Annotated in this window: 10 protein-coding genes; 1 reads left to right on the forward strand and 9 read right to left on the reverse strand. The window is 64.0% G+C overall.

What is annotated here, in order from left to right:
• Nucleotides 1-118 precede the first annotated feature (118 nt).
• From HTS88_RS21420 to HTS88_RS21460, 9 genes are all read right to left on the reverse strand, one after another.
• Nucleotides 119-391, reverse strand: coding sequence for a hypothetical protein (locus tag HTS88_RS21420; RefSeq protein ID WP_166842944.1), 273 nt, complete (start codon nucleotides 389-391; stop codon nucleotides 119-121).
• Between the two features lie 69 nt (nucleotides 392-460).
• Nucleotides 461-1,486: an ATP-dependent 6-phosphofructokinase gene (locus HTS88_RS21425; RefSeq protein WP_028271809.1), complete on the reverse strand. Its 1,026-nt coding sequence runs from the start codon at nucleotides 1,484-1,486 to the stop codon at nucleotides 461-463.
• 94 nt (nucleotides 1,487-1,580) lie between these two features.
• Nucleotides 1,581-1,832, reverse strand: a complete 252-nt coding sequence (locus tag HTS88_RS21430) for a hypothetical protein (protein ID WP_174182140.1) — start codon at nucleotides 1,830-1,832, stop codon at nucleotides 1,581-1,583.
• 20 nt (nucleotides 1,833-1,852) lie between these two features.
• A complete protein-coding gene (gene galE / locus HTS88_RS21435; protein ID WP_028271808.1) occupies nucleotides 1,853-2,875 on the reverse strand; it encodes a UDP-glucose 4-epimerase GalE in 1,023 nt (340 codons plus the stop codon).
• Entirely contained in the window at nucleotides 2,872-3,849 is a 978-nt protein-coding gene (locus HTS88_RS21440; protein WP_321201500.1) for an aldose 1-epimerase family protein, read from the reverse strand. The genes galE and HTS88_RS21440 overlap by 4 nt, the downstream gene beginning before the upstream one ends.
• A complete protein-coding gene (locus HTS88_RS21445; protein WP_174182142.1) occupies nucleotides 3,846-6,977 on the reverse strand; it encodes a glycoside hydrolase family 2 TIM barrel-domain containing protein in 3,132 nt (1,043 codons plus the stop codon). Before HTS88_RS21445 ends, HTS88_RS21440 begins: the two co-directional genes overlap by 4 nt.
• Nucleotides 6,974-7,879: a carbohydrate ABC transporter permease gene (locus HTS88_RS21450; protein WP_028271805.1), complete on the reverse strand. Its 906-nt coding sequence runs from the start codon at nucleotides 7,877-7,879 to the stop codon at nucleotides 6,974-6,976. Before HTS88_RS21450 ends, HTS88_RS21445 begins: the two co-directional genes overlap by 4 nt.
• Nucleotides 7,876-8,835, reverse strand: coding sequence for a carbohydrate ABC transporter permease (locus tag HTS88_RS21455; RefSeq protein WP_028271804.1), 960 nt, complete (start codon nucleotides 8,833-8,835; stop codon nucleotides 7,876-7,878). The genes HTS88_RS21450 and HTS88_RS21455 overlap by 4 nt, the downstream gene beginning before the upstream one ends.
• The gene (locus HTS88_RS21460; protein WP_028271803.1) at nucleotides 8,832-10,172 is read right to left on the reverse strand and encodes an ABC transporter substrate-binding protein; all 1,341 of its coding nucleotides are present in this window, start codon (nucleotides 10,170-10,172) and stop codon (nucleotides 8,832-8,834) included. The genes HTS88_RS21455 and HTS88_RS21460 overlap by 4 nt, the downstream gene beginning before the upstream one ends.
• Before the next feature lie 122 nt (nucleotides 10,173-10,294).
• On the opposite strand from HTS88_RS21460, the gene HTS88_RS21465 reads away from it, so the two are divergent.
• On the forward strand, nucleotides 10,295-10,954 hold the full coding sequence (locus tag HTS88_RS21465) for a TetR/AcrR family transcriptional regulator (RefSeq protein WP_028271802.1): 660 nt from the start codon (nucleotides 10,295-10,297) through the stop codon (nucleotides 10,952-10,954).
• Nucleotides 10,955-11,137 lie beyond the last annotated feature (183 nt).

An 11,137-nucleotide genomic window follows, 5' to 3' on the forward strand; every position in this document is an offset into this window, starting at 1 on the left:
CGTCAGGTTGGGGTGTGCCCTTCACTGACGAGAAGCCCTCGGAGTTACACCATCCGAATGCGCCGCGGGCGGTTGAAGCTTGAGTGCGCAGATCTAGTTCCCCCCAACACGATCGCCGTCAGATCCAGGTACGGCGGATGTACGTTCCTGGTTGTTGTTCTACGACGCGCCGGCTGTGGGCTCCGTCCTGCATCAGCCACAGTAGAGATCCGTCGGCCATGACAGCTTCGACGCGGCCGCGGTCGGTTACGCTGCCGCGAGTGTGAACTTCGACGTCTTGGCCGGTCAGCACAGTCCAGTCGTCAATAGGCTGCCACGATGCGAAAGAGTGGATGTTTGTTTGGTCTTGATTCGGCGTCATGCTTGTTGGCATCTCGTCCTCGAGCTTCATAGCAGCAGGATGCTGAGCAAATTTGTGACGGGTAGCAAAGCGTTCGGATGATGTTTGTATTTTGAGCGCTTAGCCGAACAGGACGGCTGCTTCGTCGTAGCGGTTTTGTGGGACGGTCTTGAGCTGGCCCAGGGCCTCCTCGAAGGCGACATGTTGGATGTCTGTTCCCTTCAGGGCGACCATGGTGCCCCAGTAGCCTTCGACCACGGAGTCGATGGCGGCCATGCCCAGCCGGGTGGCAAGGACCCGGTCGAAGGCTGAGGGGACGCCGCCGCGCTGGATGTGGCCAAGGATCGTGGCACGGGTTTCGATGCCGGTGCGGGCTTCCAGCTCCGGGACCAGCTGGTCCGCGATGCCGCCAAGCCGGGGGCGGCCGAAGGCGTCCAGGCCCCGTTCAGAATGGGCCTCATCCATATGCTCGGGAACGAAGCCTTCGGCGACGACCACCAGGGGTGCGCGGCCGCGGTGGTGGGCTTCCTTTACCCACTGGGTGATTTGCTCGATGCTGACTTTTTGTTCCGGGATCAGGATGGCGTGGGCGCCTGCGGCCATGCCGGCGTGCAGCGCGATCCAGCCCACGTGGCGGCCCATCACTTCGGCGATCATGCAGCGGTGGTGGGATTCGCCGGTGGTGCGGAGCCTGTCGATGGCCTCCGTGGCGATCTGCACGGCGGTGTCGAAACCGAAGGTGTAGTCCGTAGCGTCCAGGTCGTTGTCAACGGTCTTGGGAACACCGACGATCTTCAGCCCGGCATCCGTAAGGCGCTTGGCGGCCGCCAGCGTGCCCTCACCGCCGATTGCGATGATGGCGTCGATGCCCAGGCGGTCCATGTGGGCTTTGATGACCTCCGGGCCGCCGCCGTTGTCGAAGGGGTTGGTGCGGGACGTGCCAAGGATGGTGCCGCCCTGCTTGGCGATACCGCGGACCATGGTGCGGGGGATGTCGATGATGTCGCCCTCCACCACGCCGCGCCAGCCGTCGAGGAAACCCACGAATTCGTGGCCGTGGATGGCGATGCCCTTGAGTACGGCGCCGCGGATGACCGCGTTCAGTCCGGGGCAGTCACCACCGCTGGTGAGGATTCCAATTTTCATGCGTGATTCCTAGGTTCAGTTGCCATGTTGGAAAGGGGCCATCAGAAAAGCCCAAGACAGGCATGAGGCTGATTTCGCCTATCGCCTTCGTGTACTACCAGGTTGTTCGTTCGTAGCTCATGCCGTAGGGAACATTTGGGTCAAGGCTTACGATGACCGTTCCCGGAGCCGTCCGGGTTACCAGAATTCCCTGCTTCCGGTACCTCGCACGAGCAGAGAGTTGTTGGACGGCGGCCTCCACGGCGGCCTCCAAGTGGGATCGCGTGTGGACGTGGATGGTGATGGAATCGTGCTGCGTGGGTACATGCTCGTGGAAATCGGTGCAGGTGGAATTCTCTGCCTGCATTTATCCACTGCTCCTATTGTTCATTCGGGGTTGGATATATAGCCTTGGGGGTTGTTCTTTTGCCAGCGCCAGTGGTCTTTGCACATTTGGTCCACGGTCTTGGTGGTGGACCAGCTGAGGTCGGCCAGCGCGGAGGTGGCGTCGGCCCAGAAGGCAGGGAGGTCTCCGGCGCGGCGGCCGGTGATGTCGTAGGGGATGGGCTTGCCCACGGCCTTCTCAAAGGAGCGCAGGACCTCTAGGACGGAGGAGCCCTTGCCGGAGCCGAGGTTCCAGCGGAACACGCCGGTGGTGTCCGCGATATGGTTCAGGGCCGCTATGTGCCCTTCCGCGAGGTCCACCACGTGGATGTAGTCGCGCAGGCAGGTGCCGTCGGGGGTGTCGTAGTCGCCCCCGAAGACTATGAGCTTGTCGCGGCGGCCCACGGCCACTTGGGCGATGAACGGCACCAGATTGTTGGGGATACCCTGCGGGTCCTCGCCAATCCGTCCGGATGGGTGTGCACCCACCGGGTTGAAATAGCGCAGCAGGGCTATGTGCCAGCGCGGGTCGGCAGCGCCGAGGTCGGAGAGGATGTCCTCGATCTGTTCCTTGGTGCGCCCGTAGGGGTTGTTGGCCCCGATCTCCATCTTTTCCACATAGGGGATGGGGTTGCGTTCGCCGTAGACGGTGGCGGAGGAGCTGAAGACGATGGAGCGGACGTCATGCCTGTCCATGACGCGGATCAGGTTCAGAGTGCCTACAAGGTTGTTGTAGTAGTACTTCAACGGCTCCCGCACAGATTTGCCCACCGCTTTGAGGCCAGCGAAGTGGATGACGGCGTCGATGGCTGCGCCGGCAAAGACCTTGTCGATGGCTGCCTCGTTCACGAGGTCGACGTGGTGGAACTCTGCGGTCTTGCCGCTGAGTTCCGCTACGCGGCGCAGCGATTCCTCGCTGGAGTTGACCAGGTTGTCGATGACGACCACGTCGTGGCCGGCTTCCTGCAGGGAAAGAACGGTGTGGGAACCGATGTAGCCCGTGCCCCCTGTGACCAGGATTTTCATGAGCGGGTGTGGGTTGGGTTGGCTGGTATCGCTTCGATGTTCCAGCTCGCGGTATGACTCTGCCCCGGGAGGAGGACTATGAGGTCTGTCCTGGTGTTGAAGGCATTAGGCGGACAGGTCATTGGTTCTACTGCCAGGCCGGCTCTGCTGGATTCCGCATCTGGGAGGTCGGCTGTGTGTATCTGCACCCAGGGGCAGTCCCGACCCCATGTCATCGAAGTTCCGGACCCGTCCCATGTAGTCAGGCGTGCGGTTGAGTAACCTTCGTTGTCACGTACGAGATCAGTGAAGGCATGGTCGAGTGTTATGGAACCGATGGGGCGGGGGGCAACAAAGTCGTAGTGTCGGTCCTCTGAAACGTCGCTAACTCCTGTAGGTATCAAAAGGTCCGGGGTGACTTGCTGCACTTTTCGTGCGGGCAGCTCGAGAATCCAGTCGTCGACCCGGCCCTCCCCGGCGACCAAGTATGGGTGCCCGGCGGCCCCGTAAGGTGCTGAGCCGGGGCCGGTGTTGGTGGCTGTAACAGTGGTGTGCAGCCCGGAAAAGTCCAGCTGGTAGGACACCTGTACGTCCAGGCGGAAGGGGTAACCGCTCCTCGCTTGAACGACGGTGGACAGAATGGCCGAGGACTCGTCGGATTTAACCGGGCACCAGTCTTCCCAGGCCAATAGGCCATGAAGTGCGTGGCCCCGGCTCGGTTCGTTGATACCGAGCTGGTATTCCACGCCTTCGAATTCATACCGTCCCGCGATAACCCTGTTAGGCCAAGGCACCAATACTGCCCCTCGGTAGGCGGGGCGGACCTGATGTTCCGAAAAGGGGAGAATCAGGTCCCTGCCGTTGTAGCGCAAGGAGCGTAACGATGCACCGACGCTGGCTATTTCGGCGGTGTAGGGGCCGCAGCGCAGCGTGGTCTGCCTACCTGAGATCGGAACGGTATCGGCGCTCATCCTGGACATCACGAGGCTGGTCATTCGGAGGCCGCCAGGCGGAAGGTGAGCGTCCGCGCCTCCGGCGCCAAGGCGGACTCGGGCCAGACATCCGGGCCACACGAGCGAGTGCCGAGCCCGTGCTGGGCCGCGTCGAGGTATAACCATGAACGCGTGGCCGCGGGCAGCTCATGCGGGTGCCGGGCCGCGGCGAGCTCCTGGGCCGTGTACCGGCTCAGGGTGAAGCCCGGCAGGCGGCCCCGCGAGTCCGCGAACGCGTCTACCCGTACCCACGGCTCCGAGCCCCGGAGCAGGTCGAGGGAGCGCATACCTCCGCGGTGACCGGTCTCCTGCGGGCACGCATACGGCACGGCGAGCTGATCGATCCCGGCTGCGTACCGTCCCACAAGCGCGGCTTCGAGGCTGTCAGGGTAGGACTCGTGCGGTCCCAGCCCGAACCATGACGCCGCGTCCACGTCGGCGGGCAGCCCGAACCGCACACCGACACGGGGCCACACACCGTCCCAATCGGAGGATGGCAGAATGTCCACCCGCAGCCACAAACCTTCGGGGTCGAGAATCCATTGCTCCTCGACGGTGACGGTGCGCACCTGGTCCGCCGCGGCGTACCGGGTGCGCACGCGGAGGGCACGGTCATCGAGCACTTCGACTGCCTCAACACGCCCGTGCAGCCGGTCCAGACCGGCCGCGTGCCAACGCGCTGCCGACGAAGGCCCGGGAGCTCCTACACCCGGGATGCCGTCTGCGTCTGGTGCCCAAGGGTCGGTGTCGATGTATCCGCCCCGGGATTCGCCGCGGTCATTGTCCGTGGGCGCCCGGAACAGCTCAAGCCGGGGCCCATCCACAGGGAGGCCAGCGAGTGTAACGAGCCGCCCTTCATCGAAGACTGCCGGCCCGAGCTCCAGGAGCCCGGCGCCTTCTCCCGGCCGCCAATTTCCGCCCAGGAGCCCGGCTGCAAACGGCAGCGGGCGCCTCGCGGGCGACGCGAGGCGGCCCTGCGCTGAGGCGACTTCGTGCCCGGAATGCGCCCACCCGGCATCCTGCTCGAGGACCGCCTCGACGGTCACCCATACCTCTCCAGTGCATCCCTCGGCGGACACCGGAAGGGGGACCGCGGCCGAGGCGCCAGGGGTGAGTGGGCCGCCGTCGAGCCCATCGACGGCGAGCTCACCGGAGGCGACTGGTTCGCCGTCGTCCTCGATCCGCCAGCGAAAGACCATGTCTCCCAGATCCGCGCTGTGTCGCAGGTTGGTCACCCGTATAAAGGGCTTGCCGCCCGGCTCGAGCCCGTCAAAGGCAAGTCTCACGGGCGCCACGACGGTCTTGAACTCATATAGTCCCGGCGAGGGCGTGGAGTCGGAGAGGATGAGGCCGTCGAGCACGAAGTTGCCGTCATGGATTTCCTCGCCGAAGTCGCCGCCGTAGGCGAAGTATTCGGTGCCGTCCGCGGTACGGGCGGCGATACCGTGGTCGCGCCACTCCCAGACGAACCCGCCGTGCAGCCGCGGGTATTTCGCGATGAGGTCCTCGTACAGCGATATGTTCCCGGGCCCGTTGCCCATTGCGTGGACGTACTCGCACAGAATAAACGGCTTGGTCCGCTGCCGCGCCCCCTCGGCAGGGGAGCAGCCCAGCAGCGGTGTGGTGTCGCCGTCGCGGCCGATTGTCTCCACCTCGGGCAGTGTCGCGTACATGCGGGAGTACACGTCGGTGTACGCGCCGGCGTAGTCGTTCTCGTAGTGGACTGGTCTGCCCGCATCCCGTGCATGCACCCACGCGGACATAGCGGCGAGATTCTGTCCTGTGCCGGACTCGTTGCCGAGGGACCACATGACGATCGAGGGACGGTTCTTGTCCCGCTCCACGGTCCGTTCGATCCGGTCAAGGAGCGCCTCGCGCCACATCGGCTCGTCGCTCGGGTTCCGGGCCCAGCCGTGCCGCTCGAACCCGTGCGTTTCGAGGTCGCACTCGAGGATTACCCAGAAGCCCATCTCGTCCGCGAGCTCGAGCAGTCGCGGGTGGGGCGGGTAGTGGCTGGTACGGATTGCGTTGACGTTGGAGCGCTTCATGAGCGCGAGGTCCTCGCGGGCGAAGTCCTCGTCGAAGACGCGGCCGAGCGTGGGGTGGGTCTCGTGGCGATTGACACCGTGGAACACCACTTTGCGTCCGTTGACCAGAAATTGGTCTCCCACGATTTCTACGGTGCGGAAGCCGATCCGCAGTGACACCGTCTCGGCCTTGCTGGCCACGGTCGCATCGTAGAGCCGCGGGGTTTCGGCGGTCCAGGGCTCGACGGCAGAAACAGGTACCGGTGCAACATCACCGGGATTGGCCCACTCGACGTCGATGCCGAGCTCGGGTACGCGGAGGCGAACAGGGTACGACGATGCCGGCGCTTTCACTTCCGGTTCCAGGGTCCCCGCCCCGTCGTTGTAGCCGGTCCGGAGCCACACGTCCTCGATGCCATCGGCCGGGCGGGACAAGAGGGTCACCGATCGGAAAATTCCCGGCAGCCACCACTGGTCTTGGTCTTCGAGGTAGCTGGAAGCGGACCATTGATGGACGCGGACTGCGATGGTGTTGGTACCTGTGCTGACGGCGTCGGTGACGTCGAACTCCTGGGCGAGGCGACTTCCGGCGCCCCATCCGATCTCTGTGCCGTTGACCCATACCTTGTACCGGGATTCGACGCCGTCAAAGCGCAGGACGACGCGGCTCTCGCCGCCTGTGTCGTCGGCCTTCCAGCCGTCGGGCAGCTCGAACGTACGGCGATAGTCCCCGGTGGGGTTTTCGTCGGGGACGAACGGCGGGTCGATTGGGAACGGGAACTGCACGTTCGTGTAGATCGGGCGGCCGTACGATCCGTCGCCCTGGAGCACCCAGTGGGAGGGTACGGTCAGCGACGCCCACGAAGAGTCGTCGTACTCCGCAGCGGCCATCGCCTCCGCGGCCTCCCCCGGGGACAGCACCCCACGCCCGCCGGGTGTTCCGGGGACTCCCTTGAGGAGTCGGAATCGCCATTGCCCGTCGAGGGACAGGGACGGGGCGTCGGTGTGAAGCCAGGAACGGGCCGGTTCTCGCCGTCCTTCTCCCGGGCCCGGGTCGGTGACGTAGGCGGTGGAGGCTGTGGCCTCCGCTGGACGGGGGCTCATTTGACGGCTCCTTCTGTGAGGCCTCCACGCCAGAAGCGCTGAAGGACGATCATGGCGATGGCGAGCGGGATGACAGACAGCAGTACGCCGCCGGTGGTCAGCTGGTAGAACTCCGGGAGCCGGTCTGCCTGGCTAAGCCAGTTATTCAGACCTACCGTGATGGGGAACAGCTTCGAGTCGGAGAGCATCACCAGCGGCAGGAAGTAGTTGTTCCAGATGCCCACGAGCTGGAACAAGAACACCGTCACCAGGGCGGGAGTGAGAACCCGCAGCCCCACGGAGTGGAAGATGCGAAGTTCGCCCGCGCCGTCGATTCGCGCAGCCTCCAACAGCGCCGGATCCACTGTTGCCTGCGCATAAACCCGACACAGAAACAGGCCAAACGGCGAGACGAGTGAGGGCAACAGGACGCTCCAGTACGTGTTGGCGATGCCGAGCTGGCTGAAGAACAGAAACAGGGGCAGGGCTGTGGCGGTGCCGGGGACGAGGACGCCTCCGAGGACGAGCCCGAAGATGAGACTGTTGCCCCGGAAGTTGTACTTGGCCAAGGCGTAGCCGCCAGCAGCGGCGAAGTACGTCGCGGCCAATGCGCCAACCCCTGCATACAGAATTGAGTTGAGGAACCAGCGCACAAAGACGCCGTCCCCGTAGGAGAGGACGTTCGCCAGGTTGTCCCATAGGACGAAATTAGGCGCGAACAAGAAACCGTTGGTCGCGAACAGGTCTCCGCTGGTCTTGGTCGCAGCGACCACCACCCAATAGACCGGGACCAGGAAGTAGAGCGCGGCTACGACAAGCAGCCCCGTGACAAGAATCGTTGTGGAGCCCGGGCGTCGGCGCCGCGTCACAGGTGGCTCCCCGGCGACGCTCTGGGGCCGGCTAAGGGTGGGAGTGGCAGTCATGAGGACTTCCTGTTCGTGAACCGGAGGAAGGTGAAGGAGAGGATGAAGGCCGCGAGGGCAATGAGCACGGCCTGGGCTGCGGCGACGTTGTAGTCGTTGTATGCAAAGGCAGTGGTGTAGGCGGAGAGGTTCGGGGTGTATTGGCTGTCGACGGCCGGAGCCACAGTCTGAAGGACTTGCGCCTCGGCGAAAAGTTGAAGCGTGCCGATGATCGAGAACACCGTTGTGAGCACGAGAGCGGGCCGGATAAGCGGCAGCTGAATGGTCCACGCGACACGGAAGGGCCCGGCACCGTCCACGCGCGCAGCTTCATATATCTCGCCGGGGATCGACTTAAGCTGGGCTATGACGATGAGCATGTTGTAGCCCGTGTAGCTCCACGTAACGATGTTGGCGATGGACCACAGCACGGTGTCCGGGCCGAGGAAGTTCACGGTGAGGCCTACGGACGTGGCAGCGTCCACGAGCGGGCTCAGGCCCGGGACGTAGAGAAAAGACCAGAGAATGGTCGCGATGACACCCGGCACGCCGTACGGCATGAAGTAGGCCGCGCGGAAGAACCCGGGCCACTTAGCCGAGGCCGACTCCAGCAGGAGCGCAAGGACTGTACATAGGGCGATCATGACAGGAACCTGGACCACGCCGAAGAGCAGTACGCGGCCGATCGAGGCGAGGAAGCTACCGTCCCCGAGGGCGCGGGCATAGTTCTCGAACCCCGCAAACCCGGAGTGGACGCCCGTCTCGCCGAAGAGGCCACTGCGGGTCACTTTCGTAAAGCTCGAACCGACAGCAGCGATGATCGGGAAGATGAACGTGAGGGCAAAGAGCGCCAGGAAGGGCGCGAGCAGTATCCAGGGTGCACGGGTGACGACGCGGCGCTGCTGCCTTGCCCGTCCGTGCCCCTCCCGCTGGACTGCTGACGGATGTGCTTGTGCGGTATCTGCCGTGGCGCTCATGCCTGCTCCTTCCTAATCGTCAGACCTTTGTTCCTGAAGGCGGTCATGATCTGCTGCTCGGCGGCTGCTACGGTGTCGACTAGGCTCGTGCCCGATGCCTTACGGCGGAACCCGTCGCCCAGGATGTTGAAAGACTGCGTGGTGACGGGCCACCAAGACCAGTCCATGTTCTGCGACTTACTCGCCGGCACGATCACGTCCTGGTTGTAGTTCTGCCCCCCGAAAAAGTCGGAGGGCCTCTCGCGCTTTGCACCGATGATGCCCGGCACGGGCGACCATCCGATGCCACTGTTGGCGATCTCGGCGTCGATGCCGGCCTGCGTGGACGTCATCCAGACAGCGAACTCGAGGGCCTCGCGGGGGTGCTTGCTGTTAGCCAGGACCGCCGCGGTGGAGCCGCCGAGGTAGCTTGAGCCATACCCTCTGGGGTCCCAAATGGGCATGGGCGCCACGCGCCACTTGCCCGCTCCGCCGCTGACGCTCTGCACAAGGGCATCGGCCCAGCTGCCGCTCGTGAGCGACGCGAGCTCCCCCTTCGCAGCCGCCGCGTACCAGCCGGGGGTGAAGGGTCCATAGGCGGTGGTGACGATGCCGTCGTCGATTGCCCGGTCAAAGAAACGCGCGACGTTCAGCGTTGAGTCGTCGGTCATGTTGATGACCCATCCGTCCTCGGCTGGGCGCAGCCAGGAAGCGCCAGCCTGTGCGGCGAAAGAGACGAAGTAGGAGGTGTCCGCGAGAGAAAAGCAGTCGATGTAGGCGTTGGCACCGCGGAGTTCCTTCCCAACGGCTGCCCACTCCTCCCAAGTCACCGGTGCCGCCGCGCCTACCTTGGCCAGGACGTCGGGGCGGTAGAACGTGGCCATCGGCCCCGAGTCCTGGGGGATGCCGTAGACGCCCCCGGAGAAGCTCACCTGGCTCCAAAGTGCGGGGTCATAAAGGTGTGCGTATTCACGGGCACCGTAGCGCGAGAGATCCACGAGCCCGTTGACGAGCATGAACTCAGGAACGGTACGCATTTCAACCTGCGCTAGGTCAGGGCCGCCGCCCGCCGCTAGCGCGGCGTAAAGCTTGGAGTACCCACCACGGTTGCCGCTGGGGATCCAGACCGTCTCAACCTGGACATTGGGGTGGCTCGCGTTCCAGATATCGGCGACCTTCTGAACATTCTTGAGCCAAGACCAGTACGTGAGTGTCACCTTCTCACCGGTACTGGCCGCAGGAATGGCAGGTGCGGCATTGACGGAAACAGTGCCCGGAGTGGCGCATCCGGTGAGAAGGGCAAAGGCGGAGGCGCCGAGTCCACCGCAAAGGAGTTGTCGTCGTGTCAGAGATGGCATGAGTCCCACTTCGTTATGGTCAGCGCCGCGGACACGGCGCCGGGGCCGTGCGGCCCGACGTGACAAGGCTAACACAAAAGCTGAGTGGATGCTCAGTTTTTAATGAAACTAGACTGGATTCCATGACTAAGAAGGCGAACGCACGCTCAGGCCCGCGCGGCCCCTACGCCAAGACCGCTGAGCGCCAACGGCAAATTCTTGAAGCCGCCGTAGAGGTCTTCGGGTCACGGGGCTACAACGGCGGCAGCATCCAGGACGTCGCGGACCGGGCAGGGATCAACCAGACCACGCTCCTCCACCATTTCCCCACCAAGGCTCAGCTGCTCGTGGCGGTGCTCGAGTACCGCGACCGGATCTCCACGAGCACCCCGGGCACACGGGAGCGGTTTGCCGAAACCATCGTGCGGCAGGCGAAACACAATGAGCGGATTCCCCACCTCGTAGAGCTCTACTCCGTCCTCTCCGGAGAAGCCACGACTGAGGACCACCCGGCCCGTAACTACTTCGTCCAACGCTTCGCCCGGCTTCGGAAGGAATACAGTGGGGAGCTGCGGTACCTCGCGAGCATTGGCCGGCTTCGGCCGGGCGTCGACCCAGATGTCGCGGGCCCTACCATCGTGGCTCTATGGGAAGGAATTCAAACCGAGTGGCTCCTCAATCCTGACACCGTGGACGTGCCCGGCATCCTCAAGGGCTACCTCGACCTGATCCTTGTGCCGGAAGAAAATGCAGGGTGGTCATCTGGTACCGAGACCCCCGTGGAAGCGCTGAATACACTTTGAAGACGATGCTTCACTAATCGGTTCCCGATAGAGGCGGCCGCCGTTCCCCGCCACGGGGCCACGGCAACGCCGAGAATGGATATTCGGTCAAGTAGCTATCGGGTAATGCCACGAAGCAGGAGCCGTGTGAGGGTTCCCGCACGCCTTGCCCGTAAAAGTTTCTCTGAGGTCGCCTCGCCCTAG

This window comes from Pseudarthrobacter oxydans (assembly GCF_013314975.1).
GTDB classification, from domain to species: Bacteria; Actinomycetota; Actinomycetes; order Actinomycetales; family Micrococcaceae; genus Arthrobacter; species Arthrobacter oxydans.